Consider the following 19,777-nt stretch of genomic DNA (forward strand, 5'->3'; position numbering starts at 1 on the left):
CGCATAGCGGCGTGTCCGCCGGTGCGCGTGACACCGGTGCGGCTCAGCCACCGTCCGGACGCCAGTACCGCAGCCCGCCGCTGGTGCCGCCGTCGCGGGCGACGTCGACCACGGCGTACGGGAACGCCCGACGGTCCGACTGGTCAGGTCCTCGACCGCGGACGTCCGAAGACCACGTGCCGGTGTTGACGTACCGTGTGGGGCACGACTCGAGCGCCGACTCGAGGGCCCGGTGGGTGTGGCCCGAGACGTACCAGGCCACCCCGGAACCGTGCGCCTCGAGGGTGCGTGCGAACCGGCCCGCTGCAGCAGGAGCCTCCTCGCTGGCGATTCTGCGCCCGGCGGCCGCGAGCACCATGCGAGTCGCGGCGACCGGGAGCGCCAACACCGTCCGGAACCGGGACAGACGCGCCAGGTCCCGAACGGCCACCCCGTCGAGCGCGAGCCGCAGTGACTCGGTCTGCAATAGCTCGTCGTATTCGAGCTCCCGGACGCGGCGTTCCGCCCGCTCGGATGCCAGGCAGGCCCGGGCAAGGGCCCCGGCACGGCTCAGGCGCGACCGCGACGGATGGGCGTTCCAGACGGCGAGCGGTGGTAGGTCCAGCTCGTCGGTGCCGTTGACCGCCGCGCGGAGCACCTCGGGGATCCGGTGCAGCGCGTGGTGCTGGTGCCCGTGCTCGGCCACGAGCACGTGGGGCACGTGCAGGAACCACGGGTGCACCCGGACCCGTGTGGGTTCGACGGGTGACAGCAGCGCCGACAGGCGGGCGGCAACCGAGGGCCGGGCCAGCTCCACGTCGTGGTTGCCGCACACGAAGTGCAGCTGCACGCCGCCCGCCGCACACGCCTCCAGCGCCCGGAACGTGTCGGGGTGGCGGGCGAGGATGGACTCGAGCCGGGCCAGGCTCTCGCCCTCGGCGAACCCGACCAGCTCGAACGTGTCACCGACGAAGGCGACGTGCTGCTGCTGACCGGAGGCTGCGAGCACCTCGCGGCGCAGGAACTCGGGCAGCACTCTGCCGGGACGGCGGGGGTCGTCGTCCGACACGTTCAGGTGGAGGTCGCTGAGGAGCCACCACCGCGCCGCGCGGCTCACGCGAGCAGTCCCAGCACGCGTGGAAGGAAGAGGAGCAGGTATATCGTCCACATGACGGCGACGACCCTGCGGCTCACCGTTCGGCCGAGGTGCTTCGGGCGTGTGGGCTGCCCGGTGTCTGGTGCGGCGCGTCGGACCTCGAGCGCGACGAGGGTGACGAGTAGGACGGCAGTCGCGAGCAGTCCCGCCAGGTCGATCAGCATGCCGCCTCCTGCCGTGCGCGTGCCATGCACGCGAGGACGGTGATGACGCCCATCGTGACCACGCACGCCTGCCACGACCACACAGCGAGGTAGAACATCGCCGTGGACACCGCCGTGAGCGCGGCGAGGCCGAGCGCCAGGACGAGCAGCGCGCCGAGCGCGAGGTCGGTCACCGGCGTGAGCCGGGCCAGTGCCTGCCCCGGGAGCAGGACAAGGACGGCTGTCGCGGCGACCGTCTGCAGCGGTGTCGGCAGCCCGACGAGCGTCACCAGCGACAGCGCGACGGCCCCGAGACCGAGCGCCACGGTGGGCCGGCTGACGCCGCCGCTCATGGCGCCACCCGGTACGCGCGTGCGTCGACGTTGCTGAACACGAGCTCCACGCCCTCCTGCGCCCTCAGCCACCCCTCCAGCTCGGCGAAGCCGCGCGCGCTGCTGGCCCCCTTAAGTACGAGACTGGCCAGCGACGAGCGCGTGAACAGCACGACGGCACCGGCAGGGTTGTGCCGGGCGTAGCCGTAAACGAGTGGGCCGCACGTCGCCGTCGACATGTCGGACCGGCACAGGTCGTCCATCGTCCGGTACCGGTGTTCGAGGTAGGCCTCACTGCGCCCCGGCGTCGGGTGGGCAGCCGAGATGATCGCCGAGCCGGGGGGCGCGAGATGCTGCACGGCGGCGGTGGCGGCGATCTCACTGTCGGTGAAGACGTCATACTGGGCGTTCCCGAACCGGCCCGTCACGGTCAGCACGGCCAGCAGGAAGCAGGTGAGCGCAAGGCCCCCCGCGGCGCCGGAGGAGGGGCGTGTGCTGCCGTCCGTGGGAAGCAGGACCGAGCACGCCTGCACGGCGATGAAGGGCAGCGCGAACAGCGAGACGCGGATGAGCATCTCCCCGCCGTACGACTGTGCGGGGAAGAGCAGCAGTGGGGTGACGGCGAGGAGGACCACCCGGATGTCGAGACGCCCTCTGCGCCAGTCGCGCACCGCCCCCGCCGCGGCGAGCGCCCACAGCACGAGGGTGAGAAAGACCCGGACCTGCACCACGAGCACGTGCCCAGCGGTCCCGCCCATTCGGTCGACGACGTTCGCCTCGGTCGCGGCCTCCAGTCCTGCGTTTGCCAGCGGTGGGTGCCCGACGAGGTATGCACTCGCGGGGTAGACGAGCCAGAGCGCCAGCACGACTGCGGTGATCAGGGGCAGCCGGCTGGGCCAGACACGTCCGCTCAGGGTGAGAGCGGTGATGGCGATGAGCATCATGAACGGCGTCAGCTGATGGCTCGCGCAGATGACCGAGACGAGCAAGAGCGTCACCGCGAGGGCGCTCACCCGGTGCCCCGGCCGGGGCTCGGCGGGCGACCGCCCTCGCCACCATGCCGCCAGGTCGGCGCGTCGGAAGCCGCGGATCTCGGGGGTCCGCGCGGCCAACGGGCCGACGAGCAGCGCGACCACGACGAGGTACAGGAAGAAGCTGAAGGCCTGGGGAGACAGGTAGTCCTGGTCCTGCCAGTTGCCGAGGCAGAAGACCCAGAGCGCGAGCCAGCGCCGTCGCGGATCGCGCGTCAGGTAGCGCGTCAGCACGCCCAGGGCAGCGAGCCACAGACCCATGTTGAGCATCGGCGCCCACAGAGCAACGGCCACCGGGTCGAGACCGGTCGCCCGGAGTGCCGTCGCCAGAAGGGCGAAGAAACCCGGCCAGTTGAAGTACGCGTCGATGTCCGGGTCGATCCCTTGGGTTCGCGAGAGGGCGTCGGCGATGCCGAGATGACGGAACGCGACCTCACCCCGCGGTACGTCCGTCACGAAGGCTGCGGTCCCGAAGAGCACGAGCACGAGCACCACGACGAGCCACATCATGACCGGGCGGCGCGCCGGGCCCGCGGCATCCCCCCGCAGGGCCACGACGAAGGCGACGTTCAGAAGCAGGACCCCCGCCCAGAACGGGTAGGGCAGCACGGCGACGAGCCCCAGGTCGCTGTTCACGGGCACGGCCACCGTGGAGGCGGCCCCCGCGGCAAGGGCCAGCGACACGACTCCCGCCAGTGCGCACCACACGTCACGGGGCTTCCAGCGTCCCTCGGTGCGGCTGGTCGCAGCGAGGGCCCTGGTCATCGCTCGTCCCGGGTGACGCGCCGGAGGACGGCGATCAGCCGGAGGCCGACCGCCGCGGCCCCGATGGAGAGCACCACCAGCCACGCAAGGGCCATGGCGCTGGGGCCCCTTTCAGCGGCCGACAGCGCTGAGGCGCAGAGGGCGATTCCGAGCGTCACACCGACCACGATCGCCTCCGCGTAGTGACCGCGGGCCCGGCACACGGCGTTGTAGGCCTGGAGCACCGCGTACGGCACCAGTCCGGCCGCCAACCACCGCAGGGCGCCGGCGGACGAGTCAGCGTACCGCTCTCCCAGCAGACTGAGCAGCGGGTGAGCGAGGAGGACGAGGACGGCGGCAGCCAGACCTCCTACGGCGAGCGACCAACGGAGACTCGCCCAGGTGGTCGATACCAGGCGGTCCGGGTCGCGGACACCCTCGGAGAACTGGACGATTCCCATCAGCATCGGAGCGGTGTAGGCGGCCCAGGCCATCATCCATGCGGGATACCAGTAGGCAGCGGCCTCCGGCGCCACCATGTGCGCGAGCAGGAGCGGCAGCACCAGCCCGGGGGCGCGCTCGGTGAGCGTGAGGAGCTGGTGCGGAATGCCCATCGCTAGCAGTGGACGGCCGCGCGCCACGCGCAAGGACGGTCGCGGCCGGTAGCCGACCAGTCTTCGCAGCTGGACCGCACCGACAACGCAGGCCACGGTCGTCCCGAGGGTCCAGCAGGCCATCAGCACGTCGGCGGAGGCGCCGTGCGCCTGCCAGGCCACGAGCGCTGCAGCCCCGAGGGAGACCCCGCCGCCCAACGCGTACCTCGAAGTCGCGCTGGCACCGCGTCCCAACGCCACGAGCGCCTGGTCCAGCACGATGACCAGGGTGCCGGTGACGGCAGCCACGAGGAACGTGAGCCAGAAGAGAACCGATACCGAGGCTGTGTCCGGCATTACGGCCGACTGCAGCACGAGGTAGCCGAGGGCCAGCACGGTGCCGGCTACCCCCACGATGGCGAACGCCGCGTCCAGCACCCGCGCGGGCGCCTCCCCTCGCCCCACCGCGAGGATCACGGCCGAACCGGCGCCCAGCACTGCGAACTGCGTGCAGATCATCACCGCCGAGACCGCGGCCATTGTGAGCCCGACCTCACGGTCGGACGTCGCGCGCGCGACCACGACCCAGAAGGCGAAACCTGCGCCCGTCTGGGCGGCCTTGCCCACGATGAGGCCGAGCGAGCTGCGCAGGGCGGAGTGCCGGACAGTTGAGGCGTCCGTGACAGCGGTCCTCCGCTCAGCCCTCACGACGCGAGACCCCTCGCCATGCCCGCGTAGTTGTACCAGCAGAAGGCGACGTAGTAGCGCAGCCACCGAGGCTGGCCAGCGGCGAGGCTCAACGCGCTGCCCCGGACTGCCGCGGCGGCCGGCAGCAGCGCCAACCTCGCACCGCGCCAGCCGTGCTTGCGGATCATCCGTCCCAGTCCCGTTCCGTCCATGAGGAACTGGTCGAGCGCGAAGTCGAAGTCGTCTGCGGCGAAACGATGTTCGACGACGACCCGGCGTGACACCGCCGTTCGCAGCCCTGACTCCCGCATCCGCCAACGCAGCTCGATGTCCTCACCCGACTTGAACGAGTCGTCGAAGCCCACGCCCAGCATCAGGTCTCGGTCGACGAGCGTCGCCACGAGCCCGAACCAGTTGCGGCTGCGGCCGGTGCGGTGGTGATGTGCCAGCGCCTGCCCCCAGTAGCCCGGCCCACCGACACTCTCCAGACCGGCCTGGAGGGCGTCGTAGCCGCCTTCGACCAGCTCCGTGAGCAGGTCTGCGACCCCCGTGGGCCCGAACACGACGTCGGAGTCGACGAGCAGGACCCAACGGGTGCTGCTGCTCCGCACACCGAGCGTTCGAGCCCATGGCAGGCCGCGGCCCTCGTCACTCAGGACCCGGGCACCGGCCGCGAGGGCGAGGGCGACGGTGCGGTCGGTGGAGCATCCGTCCACCACGATGATCTCGGCGACACCGGACTGACGCAGGGCTTCCAGACAGCGCGGGAGCATGAGCTCCGCGTTGCGGGCCGGAACGACCGCGGTGACCTCGGCGGGACTGTGGCCCACTGTGTCCCCCTCAGGCCTGCTCGTCGAGGACCGACGGCAGCAGCTGCTCGAGATACCGGACGATGTCGTCCGACGCCTCGTCCGCCGTGAACACGGAGGGCACCTGCAGCAGGTGGCAGGGCCGTCCGTCGAGCGCCTTGCTCAGCACGACCCCCTTCGCCGCGAAGTGCTCGCGCCACGGGACGACGGACGTGGCCGCCAGGCCGGTCACGACCCGCTGCGAGAAGCCCGCCATCTCGATGTGGAAGTTGCCGAGCATCCGGTCGACCATCCACTCGGTCGTCCGCTCGACGATCCGAGACCGGGCGCCCTCGAAGCGCTCGACGTAGACCGCGGCCGCGAGCGGGGCCGAGGTGGTCACTTCTCGCCCCGGGAACGCGGTCCCCGGCACGACCATGCGGTGCTCCGGCGACCATCGCCGGGAGAAGTCCGCGAGGCGCGGATAACGGATGACGTACGGGTGCACCACCGTGGTGAGACGGCTGACGCTCTGCGAGAGCCGTGACGGGACGAGGGGCTTCCGGACACCTTCGAAGAGGTGCGGGTAGATGGCCCGGTGGTGCGGCTTGATGAACATCGGCTTCGCGTAGCCGAGCAGCGTGGCGTCCTCGGCGAGGAAGGCCCAGTCGTCGCCCATGAACGACCACCCCTCGCGCCGCATCAGCTTGGCGACGGTGCTCGTCTTACCGGTCCCTCCGGCGGCGGGAAGCGCGATCGCGTGACCCCGGTACGCCATCGTTGCCGCGTGGATCATGCCGGCTCCTCGACCGACCATGGCGGCATCGAGAACAGGGACCACGGAGGTCAACAGCTCGCCCGGCCCGTGAATGCGCCACTGCTCTGCGTCCCTCACGACCTGGACCCGATCGTCTTGGAAGCGCACGCTGTTCCCCGTATACGCGAGCTCGTGCTCGAGCAGACCCGCATCCGGCATCGGCTCCGGCCGGTCATCGACGACGATGTCGGCCGGCCGTTCGGTGTCGGTGGCGAAACACGCCAACATGCTCTGGAGCTGGGTCGCTGCCGGCGCCTTTGCGTCGACGCGGATGTTGACGCGGCCGTGGATGTCGAAGTGCAGTGCCTTGGTCTGCCGGGTGCGCATGGTCGTCCCCTGTCTGGGTGGTGTCAGTCGGATGGTGTTGCTGGTGTGAACGGTGTCGGCCGGGTCGACGGTGTCCGCGGTGTCACATAGGAACGCTCACTGCCCAAGGCTTGTGCAGCGTCCGCGAGCCGGGCCACCTCGGCCTTGCTGCGCCCTTCCGCCCAGCACCGCCCCCTGAAGTACGCCCAACGGGCCCGGTCGCTTGGGACGAGATCGTGCACGACCGAGCTCGGCTCGAGGAGGATGTACGAGCCAGGCTGCCCGGTGTACGAGGACCCCACGACCCAACGGAACTCGGGAGGCAGCCACGCGGGCTCTTCCTCCGCCCAAGTTGCAGTTTCATGAATCCTCATTGCCTCACCTCGCCAGGGAATCATCTCGAGGGCTTCGTCCTCGTTGTTGGCACCCTCGAAAAAAGAGCATATGGCCGGCCCCGCCCGTTAAACACCAGTAGTGAGTACTCGTAAACACCAGTAGTGAGTACTCGCTTTTATGTCGCGTCCCACCTAGGTAATTTCGTGCTCCCGCCAGAGCCAAGTGTGGACGGGCAACGCCGAGTGATCTGTTAGGTACATTGGGGGACGTATCCCGTAAGCGCGTTAGGTAGAAGGGGTACCCTGGGCGGAGACAGAAAAAAACCCCTAGAATCCTTGGATTCTAGGGGTTTTCCCTTGTGCGCGGAGGGGGACTTGAACCCCCACCCCCTTTCGAGGACTAGCACCTCAAGCTAGCGCGTCTGCCATTCCGCCACCCGCGCAGGTGGTGATTCGGGGACCCGTTCCGCCTTTCAGCGTTTCGCATCTCTCCGAAGCAGCGAGAAAAACTCTAACACGAACTTTGGGCAAACATGGAATCGGGCCGACTGGGTAGGCTGAACCTACGTGTTCCGGCGGCCAAAACCCGCCACAGCCCGCGTGAATCCGCATTCCCATGCATTAAGGAGTGATCAATGTCTCACATCCGGCCAGAGGACGAAGTCGTCACCATCTGCCAGGAGCTCATCCGCATCGATTCGTCCAACTTCGGGGACGGTTCCGGGCCGGGCGAACGCGCGGCGGCCGAATACACCGCCGGCCTGATTTCCGAGGTGGGGCTGGACGCGGAGATCTTCGAGTCGGAGCCGGGCCGGGCCAGCGTGGTCACGCGGCTGGCGGGGGAGGACCCCTCCGCAAGCGCACTGGTGGTGCACGGGCACCTGGACGTCGTCCCGGCGCTCCGGGAGCAATGGTCGGTGGATCCGTTTGGCGCCGAGCTGAAGGACGGGCTGATCTGGGGCCGCGGTGCCGTGGACATGAAGGACATGGACGCCATGATCCTGTCCGTTCTGCGGGACTTCGCCAGGACGGGCCGCAAGCCAAAGCGCGACATCATCTTTGCTTTCTTTGCCGATGAGGAGGCCGGCGGCGTCCACGGCTCCCAGTTCGCCGTCAAGCACCGCCCGGAGCTCTTCGAGGGGGCAACGGAGGCGATCTCGGAGGTGGGCGGATTCTCCGCCACCATCGGCGGGCAGCGCACCTATCTTCTGCAGACGGCGGAGAAGGGCATTTCGTGGCTGCGGCTGGTCGCCCACGGCCGGGCCGGCCACGGCTCACAGATCAGCACGGACAACGCCATCACCCGCCTCGCCGGCGCCGTGACGCGCATCGGCGAGTACCAATGGCCCATCGAGCTGACGGCCACCACGCGTCAGTTCCTCGACGGCGTAACGGAACTCACCGGCGTCGAGTTCGATCCGGACAATCCGGAGAGGCTGCTGAAGGAATTGGGCACGGTGGCCCGCTTTGTCGGCGCCACGCTGCAGAACACGTCCAACCCGACCCTCCTGAGGGGCGGCTACAAGCACAACGTCATTCCCGAATCAGCCGAGGCCCTGGTGGACTGCCGGACCCTTCCCGGCCAGCAGGAGCAGGTACTGGAGATTGTGCGCGAGCTGGCCGGCAGCGGGGTGGACGTCAGCTACGTGCACAACGACGTCTCCCTCGAGGTCCCCTTTTCCGGCAACCTCGTGGATTCCATGATCGATGCCCTGCACTCGGAGGACCCGGGGGCCAAGGTCCTGCCGTACACACTGTCCGGCGGCACCGACAACAAGGCCCTCAGCAAGCTCGGCATCACCGGGTACGGTTTCGCCCCGCTCCAGTTGCCGGACGATCTGGACTTCACGGGCATGTTCCACGGCGTGGACGAACGGGTTCCCGCTGACTCGCTGAAGTTCGGCGCACGGGTCCTGAACACCCTGCTCACCAACTACTGAGCCGTCCCGTGGACCCCGAACAGCTGCTGCCCGACGATCTGCTCGAACGCATCCGCGGGAGGGCGGCAGGCTATGACGAGAGGAATGCCTTTTTCTCGGAAGATCTCGATGAACTCGCCGCTGCAGGTTACCTGAAGGTTTTTGTTCCGGTGTCCGACGGCGGATCCGGCTTCGGTCTCGAAGCGGCGGCCAGGTGCCAGCGGCGGCTTGCGACGGCCGCCCCGGCCACGGCGCTTGCCATCAACATGCACCTGGTGTGGACCGGGGTGGCGCGCGTCCTGGCGGCACGGGGCGACTCGACCCTCGACTTCGTGCTGCGGGAGGCAGCCGCCGGGGAGATCTTCGCGTTCGGGAACTCCGAGGCCGGCAACGACTCCGTCCTCTTCGATTCCCTGACGGAAGCGAGGCCCCTCCCGGACGGCGGCTATTCGTTTACGGGCACGAAAATCTTCACCAGCCTCTCGCCGGCCTGGACCCGGCTGGGGATTTTCGGCAAGGACAGCGCTGCCCGCGACGGCGAGGGTGAACTGGTGCACGGGTTCATGGAGCGTGGCTCCGCTGGGTACAGGATCCTCGAGGACTGGAACACGCTGGGAATGCGCGCCAGCCAGTCCAACACCACCGTGCTGGAGGGCGCCGAGGTGCCGGCGGACCGCATCTTCCGGAAGCTGCCGGTGGGGCCCAACGCGGATCCGCTGATCTTCGCCATCTTCGCGTGCTTTGAGACGCTCCTTGCCGGCGTCTATGCCGGCATCGGCGAGCGCGCCCTTCTCCTGGGCGTGGAGGCTGCCAAGCGCAGGACCTCCTTCAAGAACGGCGGACGCAGCCTCGCCCAGGATCCGGATATCCGCTGGAAGGTGGCGGACGCAGCCATGGCGATGGAGGCGCTCTACCCCCAGCTCGCGGAGGTCGCCCGGGATGTTGACCAGCTGGTGGACCACGGAAGCCTGTGGTTCTCCAGGCTCGTGGGCCTTAAAGTGCGTGCGACGGAAACGGCGCGGCGCGTGGTGGACTTGGCCATCCGCGTCTCCGGGGGCTCCAGCTACTTCCGGGGATCCGAACTCGAACGGCTGTACCGTGACGTGCTTGCCGGAATGTTCCATCCCTCGGACGATGAGTCGGCGCACAACACGGTGGCGAACGCCTGGCTCGGCCCGCTCGAAGACTAGCGATCAGGGCTTTGTAGCCGGACCGCGGCGGGCCCGGAAGGCTATACGGTGCGCTGCACCTGCGTGACCCGGCGCCGCAGCCAGAAACGCCTGCCGCCGCCCACGTACAGCCGGCTGCGCTCCAGTTCCCACTTGCCGTACTCCGAATGTTCAACCAGCCGGCGGCGTGCTTCGGGCAGTGAATCGTCAGGACTGACCGTCAGTACCAGGTACTCGTACTGCCTCACATAGTCCCGTTCCCGCAGGACCGAGCTGGTCAGAAAATGTTCCTTCATTGCTCTCCATTTTCGTCCTTTTCCCGCTAACGTGAAGGCATGAGCATCGATCCGCGTGTCGCGCTTCAGTCCTTGACCGCCGCTTTGGAAGAACATCTGGTTGCAGCTTCAACACGTCGGGGCGATGGTGACCCCTCCGTGGAAGCCGCTTTCTTTGCAGTTGCTGATGCTTTCGAAGTCTACGAGGACGCCCTCTATGAGGCATACAACGAAGTGACACCGCTGCAGGTGTTCGATGACGAGGAAGAGGACGAAGACGAAGACGGCGAAGTGGACGACGACGAGGATCTCGAGATCCTGGAGGACTGACCGGATCTTGGAGGACTGACGAAGTCCTACGAGGACTCAGGAGCTGCTGGAGACGTCCTCAAGAGCCCGGGCAATCTCCGCGGGCAGCGGCGTCAGCTGTGAATCCAGGATCTCCTTGAGCTGCACCGGAGTCCGGGCGCCCACGATGGCCGTAGCCACGCCGTGCCGGGTCAGCAGCCAGCTGAGCGCCACATCCAAGGACGACCTGCCCAGGCCACGGGCCGCCATGGCAACCGCCTCCACGACGCGCGACGCCGGCTGCTCCAGGTACGGTTCCACATACGTCGCGAGCCTGGTTCCGGCAGCGCGTGAGTCGGCGGGGACATGCCCGCGGTACTTGGCGGTCAGGACACCGCGCCCCAGCGGAGCCCAGGCCATCAGCCCCAGCCCGGCATCCTCGATGGCGGGGATCAGCTCGGCCTCCGCCTGCCGGCGCACCAGCGAATACTCCGACTGGTTGGCCACGAGCGGGAACCCGGCCACCGCCGCGGCCTTGGCAGTCTGCCAGCCGTTGTAGTTGGAAATGCCCGCGTAGCGGGCACGGCCGCTTCGGACCGCGAAGTCCAGCGCCGAAAGGGTCTCATCCAGGGGAACATTGGGGTCCCACGCCTGGGCGAACCAGATGTCGACGTAGTCGGTCCCCAGCCGGGCGAGGCTGGCGTCGAGCCCGGAGAGCATCGCGTTCCGCGAAGCGTCCACTTTCTGCCGTCCGTCCGACGGCGACACGCCCGCTTTGGTGGAGATGACCACTTCCGTGCGGGAGACGACGTCGCCGAGCAAGGCGCCCAGCAAGGCCTCCGCCTGCCCGTCCGCGTAGGAGGCCGCGGTATCTACGAGCGTGCCGCCTGCGTCCACGAAAGTCCGCAGCAGTTCCGAGGCATCCTGGTCATCCGTTTCACGGGCCCATGTCATGGTGCCGAGGGACAGGGCCGAGGATCGTAGCCCGCTGTTGCCGATGTAACGCTGCTGCATAGCAGCAAGCTTACGGGGAAACCACCATCATCATGACGTAGGGTCTTAGCGTGAACTGGATTGAAGCGGCCCTGCTGGGTCTTGTGCAGGGACTGACCGAATTCCTCCCTATTTCATCAAGCGCCCACCTCAGGATCGTAGGGTCCTTCCTGCCGAATGCGGCGGACCCCGGGGCAGCCTTCACGGCAATCACGCAACTCGGTACCGAAACGGCTGTGATCGTCTACTTCTGGCGGGACATTGTCCGCATCGTCAAGGCCTGGTTCGGATCCCTGGCCGGACGCGTCTCCCGCCAGGACCCCGACGCCCGGATGGGCTGGCTGGTGATCCTTGGCAGCCTGCCCATCATTGTCCTGGGCCTGCTGTTCCAGGACCAGATTGAATCTGTGCTGCGCAGCCTGTGGATCGTGGCCACCACCCTCATTGTGTTCGGCCTAATCCTGGCCGTGGCGGACGCGGTCGCGAAGCAGGACCGGGATCTCACCTGCCTCACGTACAAACACGGCATCCTCTACGGGCTTGCCCAGGCCATGGCCCTGATTCCCGGCGTGTCCCGCTCCGGCGGCACCATCACGGCGGGCCTCCTCATGGGTTACACACGGGAGGCGGCTGCCCGGTACTCATTCCTCCTGGCCATTCCCGCCGTGTTCGGCAGCGGCCTCTACCAGCTGTTCAAAGTGGTGTCCAAGGAGGGGGTGAGCGGGCCCTACGGCCTGCCCGAGACGGCCCTGGCCACGGTCATTGCCTTCTTTGTGGGATACGTCATCATCGGCTGGTTCCTGAAGTTCATTTCCACGCGCAGCTACCGGCTGTTTGTCTGGTACCGCATCTTTCTTGGTCTGGCGCTGTACCTGCTGCTCGGTTTCAATGTCATCAGCGCCTAGCACTAGGCTTGGGCTGTGAAGTCCTGGATATCCCGCCCCGTTCCTGAACTGCCGGGCACAATGCCCGCCCTCCGGCTGTACGACACGGTCGCCGGCGGTGTCGTGACACTCGAGGCCAACGGCGAGCAGTCGATGTACGTCTGCGGAATCACCCCGTATGACGCCACCCACATGGGTCACGCCGCCAGTTACGTCGCTTTCGACCTGCTGAACCGGGCCTGGCGGGACGGCGGGCAGCACGTTTCCTACGTCCAGAACGTCACGGACGTCGATGACCCGTTGCTTGAACGCGCAGCCGAAACCGGCGTTGACTGGCGCGAACTCGCCGCCAGCCAGATTGAGCTGTTCCAGACCGACATGGCAGCGCTGAACGTGCTGGCCCCTGACCACTACATCGGCGCTGTCGAGTCGATGCCGCTGATCGTCCCCGCCATCGAGCAGCTCCTCCAGGACGGTCTGGCGTACCGTGTCACCGGAACGCCGGGCGAGCCGGACGGGGACGTATATTACGACGTCGAGGCCGCCGTCAAGCATGCCGTCACCGTCGACGCCTGGACGCTGGGCGCGGTTTCCGGCCTGCCGGAGTCCGAGATGCTTGAGCTGTTCGCGGAGCGGGGCGGCGACCCCGGCCGTGCCGGCAAGCGCCAGGCCCTGGATCCCCTCCTGTGGCGCGTTGCGCGTGACGGCGAGCCCCGCTGGGATGGCGGCCTGCTGGGGGAGGGGCGCCCCGGCTGGCACATCGAGTGCACGGTGATAGCCCAGAAGTACCTGCCAGCACCATTCACCGTGCAGGGCGGGGGCTCAGACCTCGTCTTCCCGCACCATGAAATGGGCGCCGGCCATGCCTATTCGCTCTCCGGAGTGCCTTTGGCGGAGCACTTTGCCCATGCCGGAATGGTTGGCCTGGACGGCGAAAAGATGAGCAAGTCCAAGGGCAACCTGGTCCTGGTGTCGAAGCTGCGGGCGGCAGGGGAGGAACCGGCAGCGATCCGGCTGGCCATCCTGGCACACCATTACCGCTCTGACTGGTCCTGGACGGCCGAAGGATTCGCAGAGGCCAAGGAACGGCTCGAACGCTGGCGCGCGGCGCTGGCAGTCACGCCCGCCGGGTCGGCAGCGGCCCTCATTGCGGCCATGCGCGCGGCGCTCTCCAACGACCTTGACGCGCCCGCTGCCCTGGCGTCCGTGGACAGCTGGGCGGCGCTGGCGCTGGCAGGCGAAGAAGCGGCGTCCGCCGCGGACCGGTCGCTGGTGAGCGACGCCGTCAACTCGCTGCTCGGCGTCGAACTCTAAGGCTTGTCCTTGCCCCTCCGCTTGAGGTAGCGCTCAAATTCCCGGGCGATGGACTCGCCGCTGGCCTCGGGAAGGTCGGCGGTGTCTTTCGCTTCCTCCAGCTGCCGCACATAGGCCGCGATTTCGGGGTCTTCGGTGGCCAGCTCGTTGACGCCGCGTTCCCAGGCATCGGACTCCTCGGCCAGCTCATGGGTATCGAGCGGGACCTGCAGCAGTTCCTCGATGCGGTGCAGGAGCGCGAGCTGCGCCTTGGGCGACGGGGCCTGCGCCACATAGTGGGGCACCGCAGCCCAGAGAGACACGGTGGGAATGCCCGCCAGCAGGGACACCTCGGACAGGACTCCCACGATGCCCACCGGACCTTCGTACTGCGAGGCTTCCAGGTTCAGCCGCTCTCGCAGGGCGCCGTCATCCGTTGATGTGCTGACCGGGATGGGCCGGCTGTGCGGCACGTCCGCCAGCAGTGCCCCCACAAGGATCACATAGTCCACGTGGAGGGCTTCGGCATGAACCAGCAGCTCTGCCGTGTAGGCGCGCCACTTGTACGACGGTTCGGTTCCCTGGATGAAAATCACGTCCACGTTCGTCCCGGGGGCACTGGCCTTGTAAATCCGGGTGGACGGCCATTTGATCTTCCGTTCGCCGGACGCCGTACGCCTGACGGTGGGCCGCGTGAACTGGAAGTCGTAATACTCGTCGGCATCAATGGATGCCACCTTCTTGCCGCCCCAGAGCCTATTCAGATAGCGGAGTGCGTCACTGGCAGCTTCCCCGGCATCGTTCCAGCCCTCGAAGGCAGCCAGCATCACCGTGATGCGCTGGCCCTCGGGAACAGGCTGCAGCAGCTGCTCCGTCTCGGGCGCGGCGCCCGGTTCGGTGGTGTCTCCGTCGTCGAAGCTATTCATCCCTTCACCCTACGTCCACAACCGTTCCCGATGCATTGAATGAACCGCCACATCCTGACAATGGCCAGGAAAGCAGCCCTGTCCCGCCGACATATTCGCCGAGGGCGTAGGCCCGCCCTACCCGGGCAGTGGCAGTCTGGTGGCCCCGTAGACTGGGGACCATGCAATCTTCTGCCGATCAGCCCCTGCTTAAGGCCGTTTTATGGGACATGGACGGCACCATCGTCGACACCGAGCCGTACTGGATCGAGGCCGAACACGGTCTCGTTGAGGCACATGGCGGGACGTGGTCCCATGAGCAGGCGATGCAGCTCGTGGGTCAATCCCTGGTGCATTCAGCCGGCGTCCTCCAGCGCGCCGGTGTGCAGCTGGAGGTCCGGGAAATCATCGATACGCTCACCGCACAGGTCATCAGCCGGGTGCGGAACCACGTCCCGTGGCGGCCCGGTGCCCGCGAGCTGCTTGATGAACTTTTCACCGCCGGCGTGCGTTGTGCCCTTGTGACCATGTCAGAGACACCCCTGGCCCGGGAAATCGTGGCGAGCCTTCCGCAGCCCTACTTCGAGTTCCTGGTCACCGGCGACACCGTCACCCAGGGCAAGCCGCACCCCGAGGCGTATCTCAAAGCCGTTGAACTGCTGCAGCAGCAGGACCCCGGGCTCACGGCGGCGCATTGCGTGGCCCTTGAGGACTCAGCCCCCGGCGTCGCCGCGGCCGTCGCATCCGGAGCGGTGACAGTCGCGATTCCGCACATCGTGCCGTTGCCCGAAGATCCGCGCCGGGCCATGTGGGATTCCTTGGAAGACCGCACCGTGGCGGACCTTGAGGAGCTGGTTGCGCGCCGGCACGGGTCCCGTGCGCATGCCTCAGCTGTGCGTGCCTCAACGCTGGACAGCGTCAACTAAGGAGCCAGCACGTGTCAGATCCCGCTTCAACCGGGCAGCGGCCCGCGCGCCGCAGCCTCCGCGAGGGCATCCCGCTGGGCAGGATCGGCGGCGTTCCCGTCATCCTCGCCTACTCCTGGTTCGTCATCGCCGCCTTCACCGTGGCCGCCTACGGCCCCGTGCTGGCATTCAGGAACCCCGCCCTGGGAGCCGGAGCGTACTATGTGGCTTTCGCCTACGCCCTGCTGCTGCTGGTCTCGGTTCTGGTCCACGAGCTAGCCCACGCCCTGACGGCAAAGATGTACGGCTGGCCCAGCGAGAAGATCGTCCTCAACCTCTGGGGCGGCCACACCCAGTTCGAGAGCTTCACGGCCACTCCCGGGCGTTCCGTGCTCGTGGCGATGGCTGGCCCGGCCGCGAACTTCGCGCTGGCGGGTGCTACCTGGCTCGTGGTCTCTGCCCTGCACCCGACCGGCGTGGCGGACATCCTGACCAACATCTTCCTCTGGGCCAACCTCGTGATCGGCATTTTCAATGTGCTGCCCGGGCTGCCCCTGGACGGCGGCCGGCTGGTGGAATCCGCGGTCTGGAAGGCCACCGGCAGCCACGCCAAGGGCACCATCGCGGCCGGCTGGGGCGGGCGAATCATTGTCATCGCCCTGGCGTTGTGGTTCGTTGCCCTTCCCCTGGTTCGCGGAGGCGAGCCCGACACCAGCACGCTGCTCATCACCGTGCTGGTGTGCGGATTCCTCTGGATGGGCGCTTCCGGCTCCATCCAGCAGGGCCGCCTGCGCAGCAGGCTGCACCTGGTGAGCGCCGCAGCGCTGGCTGAACCGGCGGTCGGCCTTCCCGAATCGGCGACCGTTGCCGACGTCCTGCGGGTGACAGCGGGCGGCGGGCCCGCCGTCGTACTCTACGCATCGGACGGCAGGCCCACTAGCGTGGTTGACCCGGTGGCGCTGGCGGCGGTTCCCGCTTCGGCGGCGGCAGTCACACCGGCCAGCGCCGTAGCCCCCGTCCTCGGAGCCGGGGCATATGTGCCCGAATGGTCCAAGGGCCAGGAACTGCTCCAGTATCTCGCCCAGCTGGAAGGCCACGACTACGCGGTGATTGACCACAACGGCCGGGTGACAGGCCTCCTGCGTCAGTCCACCGTGGTGACCGTCATTACAGGCAAGCCACCCCGTGAAAACACACGGCCGCAGGACCAGAACCGGTAGAGTTACGTGCCGGTCGTGAAATCGGCAGCCGAGACATGGCCCACCCCTGCCGCACCGCCACGGGACACGGCAACACAGCTTTACAGGAGCGAGGAATATTCATGAGCAGCGAATCTGCCGCCAACGGGACCAGCACCGGCCACTCCGACGCCGGAGCAGCCGGCACGGGGGACCAGCCGGTCGGCGCTGCCCGGCGGCGAGGCCCCTTCCGCGAAGGTGAACGCGTCCAGCTGACGGACGAGCGCGGCCGCATGAATACGATCAGCCTCGAGGCCGGCGGCGCCTTCCACACGCACCGCGGCTTCCTCAACCACGACGAAATCATCGGCAAGGTGGACGGCTCCGTGGTGGTCAACAACGTGGGGCAGCAGTACCAGACCCTGCGCCCCCTGCTGTCCGACTTCGTCCTTTCCATGCCCCGCGGTGCCGCCGTGGTGTACCCCAAGGATGCCGGCCAGATCGTCACCATGGCGGACATCTTCCCCGGCGCCAGGGTGGTGGAAGCGGGCGTGGGATCCGGTGCGCTCTCCATCTCGTTGCTCCGCGCGGTAGGGGACCACGGCTATCTCCACTCCTTCGAACGCCGCGAGGAATTCGCCGCGATCGCCCGCGGCAACGTGGAAACCATCTTCGGCGGCCCGCACCCGGCCTGGAAGATCTCGCTCGGAGATTTCCAGGAGGAAGTGGTCCGCAGCGAAGAACCCGGATCCATTGACCGCGTGGTGCTGGACATGCTCGCCCCCTGGGAATGCCTCGACGCCGTGGCCACGGTCCTCGCTCCGGGCGGCGTCTGGATCAACTACGTTGCCACCGTCACCCAGCTTTCCCGCACGGCCGAGGCCATCCGCGCGGACGGCCGCTTCACGGAACCGGATGCCTGGGAATCCATGGTCCGCGGCTGGCACCTTGAAGGCCTCGCCGTGCGTCCCGACCACAGAATGGTCGCGCACACCGGCTTCCTGCTGGTTACCCGCCGGCTCGCCGACGGTGTCACCGGAATATCGGTGAAGCGGCGCCCGTCCAAAACGGACTTCAATGAGGAGGACGTCAACGCCTGGACACCGGGCGCGGTGGGAGAACGCCTGGTTTCCGACAAGAAACTGCGGCGCGCGGCGAGGGACGCCATCGCGGGCACCAACGTCAAGGACGATCCGGAGATCACAAACTAGTCCGCATTTCGGATGTCTTCAGCAGTACCCGCCGACTTGGGGCTATGGTCTTAAGAGAAGCGCAGGAAGGGGCTGATGCATCATGGAGACGCCGAACAATGACTCCGTACCTACGCCGGCCGAGCAGGCGGCCAACGAGCTGTCTGTCGCAGACCGGCAGGTCAACATCCTCCGGGATAAGCTACGGCATATCGACCGTCAGATGGCGGCTGCCACGCAAAACAACACCAAGCTCGTGGCGATGCTGGAAACGGCAAAGTCGGAGATCCTGAGGCTGAAAAACGCCCTCGACCAGGAGGGGCAGCCGCCGTACAGCTTCGGCACCGTCCTCCAGCTGAACCACAGGCGGCAGGCCACTGCCGGCAGCAGCGGCCAGGCCGCCACCGAGGAATCGGTGGACATTTTCAACGCAGGCCGGAAAATGCGGGTGGGCATCAGCCCCCTGGTCAACATCAACCAGCTTGCCGTCGGCCAGGAAGTCCTCCTGAACGAGGCACTCCTGGTGGTGGCCGGCCTCGGCTACGAGCGCGCCGGGGAACTCGTCACGCTCAAGGAAATGCTGGGCCCGGACCGCGCCCTGGTCCTTGGCCGGGCAGACGAGGAACGCGTCATCCGGCTCGCCGGGCCGCTCCTGGCGGAGAAGCTCCGCGTGGGTGATGCCCTGTCCATCGATTCCCGCACCGGCTACGCCCTGGAAAAAGTCCCGCGGTCCGAGGTGGAAAACCTGGTCCTCGAGGAAGTTCCGGACATCACCTACGAGGACATCGGCGGCCTGGGTCCGCAGATCGAACAGATCCGCGACGCCATCGAGCTCCCGTTCCTGCACCCGGACCTGTACCGCGAGCACGGGCTCAAGGCACCCAAGGGCATCCTGCTGTACGGCCCTCCCGGCTGCGGCAAGACGCTGATCGCCAAAGCCGTGGCAAATTCCCTCGCAGCGCGTGCGGCAGAACGTTCCGGCAACATCGACCTGAAGAGCTACTTCCTCAACATCAAGGGACCGGAACTCCTCGACAAGTACGTCGGCGAAACCGAACGCCACATCAGGCTGATCTTTTCCCGCGCCCGCGAGAAGGCCTCGGACGGCAGCCCCGTCGTGGTGTTCTTCGATGAGATGGATTCCCTGTTCCGCACCCGCGGCACGGGCATTTCCTCCGACGTCGAGACCACCATCGTTCCGCAGCTCCTCAGCGAAATCGACGGCGTGGAACGGCTGGACAACGTGATCGTCATCGGTGCATCCAACCGCGAGGACATGATCGACCCCGCTATCCTGCGCCCGGGCCGCCTGGACGTGAAGGTCAAGATCCAGCGTCCGGACGCCGAAGCGGCGGCTGACATCTTCAGGAAGTACATCACGACGGACCTTCCGTTCCATGCGGACGACCTCGTCGAGCACGACGGCGACGTGCAGGAGACAGTCGATGCCATGATCCAGCGGACCGTCGAGGCCATGTACTCCACGGAAAAGTCCAACGAGTACCTCGAGGTCACCTATGCCAACGGCGATACCGAGATGCTGTACTTCAAGGACTTCAACTCAGGCGCAGTGGTGCAGAATGTCGTCGACCGCGCAAAGAAATATGCCATCAAGGATCTGCTGACCACGCAGCAGAAGGGCCTGCGGATCGACCATCTGCTCCGCGCGGTCGTCGATGAGTTCCGCGAGCACGAGGACATGCCCAACACCACGAACCCGGATGACTGGGCACGCATCTCCGGCAAGAAGGGTGAGCGCATCACGTACATCCGCACCATCGTTCAGGGTAAGGCCGGACAGGAGCCAGGCAAATCCATCGAGACGATGCCCAACACGGGCCAGTACCTGTGACGCCCGGCTCCGAGT

Annotated in this window: 19 protein-coding genes and 1 tRNA gene; 9 read left to right on the forward strand and 11 right to left on the reverse strand. The window is 67.3% G+C overall.

The window, feature by feature from the left end:
- Positions 1-43: 43 nt before the first annotated feature.
- From J7I89_RS01805 to J7I89_RS01840, 8 genes are all read right to left on the reverse strand, one after another.
- A complete protein-coding gene (locus tag J7I89_RS01805) occupies positions 44-1,096 on the reverse strand; it encodes a hypothetical protein (protein WP_214966740.1) in 1,053 nt (350 codons plus the stop codon).
- Positions 1,093-1,299, reverse strand: a complete 207-nt coding sequence (locus tag J7I89_RS01810) for a hypothetical protein (protein ID WP_214966742.1) — start codon at positions 1,297-1,299, stop codon at positions 1,093-1,095. Before J7I89_RS01810 ends, J7I89_RS01805 begins: the two co-directional genes overlap by 4 nt.
- Entirely contained in the window at positions 1,293-1,631 is a 339-nt protein-coding gene (locus J7I89_RS01815) for a hypothetical protein (protein WP_214966743.1), read from the reverse strand. The genes J7I89_RS01810 and J7I89_RS01815 overlap by 7 nt, the downstream gene beginning before the upstream one ends.
- Positions 1,628-3,325, reverse strand: a complete 1,698-nt coding sequence (locus J7I89_RS01820; RefSeq protein ID WP_308159784.1) for a glycosyltransferase — start codon at positions 3,323-3,325, stop codon at positions 1,628-1,630. The genes J7I89_RS01815 and J7I89_RS01820 overlap by 4 nt, the downstream gene beginning before the upstream one ends.
- A 77-nt stretch (positions 3,326-3,402) precedes the next feature.
- The gene (locus J7I89_RS01825; protein WP_214966746.1) at positions 3,403-4,686 is read right to left on the reverse strand and encodes a polysaccharide biosynthesis protein; all 1,284 of its coding nucleotides are present in this window, start codon (positions 4,684-4,686) and stop codon (positions 3,403-3,405) included.
- The gene (locus J7I89_RS01830) at positions 4,683-5,495 is read right to left on the reverse strand and encodes a glycosyltransferase (RefSeq protein ID WP_214966748.1); all 813 of its coding nucleotides are present in this window, start codon (positions 5,493-5,495) and stop codon (positions 4,683-4,685) included. Before J7I89_RS01830 ends, J7I89_RS01825 begins: the two co-directional genes overlap by 4 nt.
- A 10-nt stretch (positions 5,496-5,505) precedes the next feature.
- Positions 5,506-6,597 carry a hypothetical protein gene (locus J7I89_RS01835; protein ID WP_214966751.1) on the reverse strand — a complete coding sequence of 364 codons (1,092 nt, stop codon included), beginning with the start codon at positions 6,595-6,597 and terminating at the stop codon, positions 5,506-5,508.
- Positions 6,598-7,271: 674 nt separating this feature from the next.
- Positions 7,272-7,354, reverse strand: a tRNA-Leu gene (locus tag J7I89_RS01840).
- A gap of 192 nt (positions 7,355-7,546) precedes the next feature.
- On the opposite strand from J7I89_RS01840, the gene J7I89_RS01845 reads away from it, so the two are divergent.
- Both J7I89_RS01845 and J7I89_RS01850 read left to right on the forward strand, forming a co-directional pair.
- Positions 7,547-8,851, forward strand: a complete 1,305-nt coding sequence (locus tag J7I89_RS01845) for a M20/M25/M40 family metallo-hydrolase (protein ID WP_214966753.1) — start codon at positions 7,547-7,549, stop codon at positions 8,849-8,851.
- An 8-nt stretch (positions 8,852-8,859) separates the two neighbouring features.
- Complete coding sequence (locus tag J7I89_RS01850; protein WP_214966755.1) at positions 8,860-10,020, forward strand: acyl-CoA dehydrogenase family protein; 1,161 nt, start codon at positions 8,860-8,862, stop codon at positions 10,018-10,020.
- Positions 10,021-10,061: 41 nt separating this feature from the next.
- Here the strand turns inward: J7I89_RS01850 and J7I89_RS01855 are convergent, their stop codons facing one another.
- On the reverse strand, positions 10,062-10,295 hold the full coding sequence (locus J7I89_RS01855; protein WP_078027774.1) for a DUF5703 family protein: 234 nt from the start codon (positions 10,293-10,295) through the stop codon (positions 10,062-10,064).
- Positions 10,296-10,334: 39 nt separating this feature from the next.
- On the opposite strand from J7I89_RS01855, the gene J7I89_RS01860 reads away from it, so the two are divergent.
- On the forward strand, positions 10,335-10,604 hold the full coding sequence (locus J7I89_RS01860) for a hypothetical protein (protein WP_214966757.1): 270 nt from the start codon (positions 10,335-10,337) through the stop codon (positions 10,602-10,604).
- A 36-nt stretch (positions 10,605-10,640) separates the two neighbouring features.
- Here the strand turns inward: J7I89_RS01860 and J7I89_RS01865 are convergent, their stop codons facing one another.
- Positions 10,641-11,576, reverse strand: a complete 936-nt coding sequence (locus tag J7I89_RS01865) for an aldo/keto reductase (protein ID WP_214966759.1) — start codon at positions 11,574-11,576, stop codon at positions 10,641-10,643.
- A 50-nt stretch (positions 11,577-11,626) separates the two neighbouring features.
- On the opposite strand from J7I89_RS01865, the gene J7I89_RS01870 reads away from it, so the two are divergent.
- Positions 11,627-12,460, forward strand: coding sequence for an undecaprenyl-diphosphate phosphatase (locus J7I89_RS01870; RefSeq protein WP_214966761.1), 834 nt, complete (start codon positions 11,627-11,629; stop codon positions 12,458-12,460).
- A gap of 15 nt (positions 12,461-12,475) precedes the next feature.
- Entirely contained in the window at positions 12,476-13,753 is a 1,278-nt protein-coding gene (mshC, locus tag J7I89_RS01875) for a cysteine--1-D-myo-inosityl 2-amino-2-deoxy-alpha-D-glucopyranoside ligase (RefSeq protein WP_214966762.1), read from the forward strand.
- Here mshC and J7I89_RS01880 read toward each other — a convergent pair.
- Positions 13,750-14,658 (reverse strand): PAC2 family protein, encoded by a 909-nt coding sequence (locus J7I89_RS01880; RefSeq protein WP_214966764.1) that lies wholly within the window; start codon positions 14,656-14,658, stop codon positions 13,750-13,752. The genes mshC and J7I89_RS01880 overlap by 4 nt on opposite strands.
- A gap of 161 nt (positions 14,659-14,819) precedes the next feature.
- Between J7I89_RS01880 and J7I89_RS01885 the strand changes: the two genes are divergently transcribed.
- From J7I89_RS01885 to arc, 4 genes are all read left to right on the forward strand, one after another.
- On the forward strand, positions 14,820-15,563 hold the full coding sequence (locus J7I89_RS01885) for an HAD family phosphatase (RefSeq protein ID WP_214966766.1): 744 nt from the start codon (positions 14,820-14,822) through the stop codon (positions 15,561-15,563).
- An 11-nt stretch (positions 15,564-15,574) separates the two neighbouring features.
- The gene (locus J7I89_RS01890) at positions 15,575-16,762 is read left to right on the forward strand and encodes a site-2 protease family protein (RefSeq protein WP_214966767.1); all 1,188 of its coding nucleotides are present in this window, start codon (positions 15,575-15,577) and stop codon (positions 16,760-16,762) included.
- Positions 16,763-16,863: 101 nt separating this feature from the next.
- Complete coding sequence (locus J7I89_RS01895) at positions 16,864-17,931, forward strand: tRNA (adenine-N1)-methyltransferase (RefSeq protein WP_214966769.1); 1,068 nt, start codon at positions 16,864-16,866, stop codon at positions 17,929-17,931.
- 82 nt (positions 17,932-18,013) lie between these two features.
- Positions 18,014-19,762 (forward strand): proteasome ATPase, encoded by a 1,749-nt coding sequence (gene arc, locus J7I89_RS01900; RefSeq protein ID WP_214966771.1) that lies wholly within the window; start codon positions 18,014-18,016, stop codon positions 19,760-19,762.
- Positions 19,763-19,777: the final 15 nt, after the last annotated feature.

It is taken from the genome of Arthrobacter sp. ISL-5 (assembly GCF_018613835.1).
In the GTDB taxonomy this organism is placed as follows: domain Bacteria; phylum Actinomycetota; class Actinomycetes; order Actinomycetales; family Micrococcaceae; genus Arthrobacter.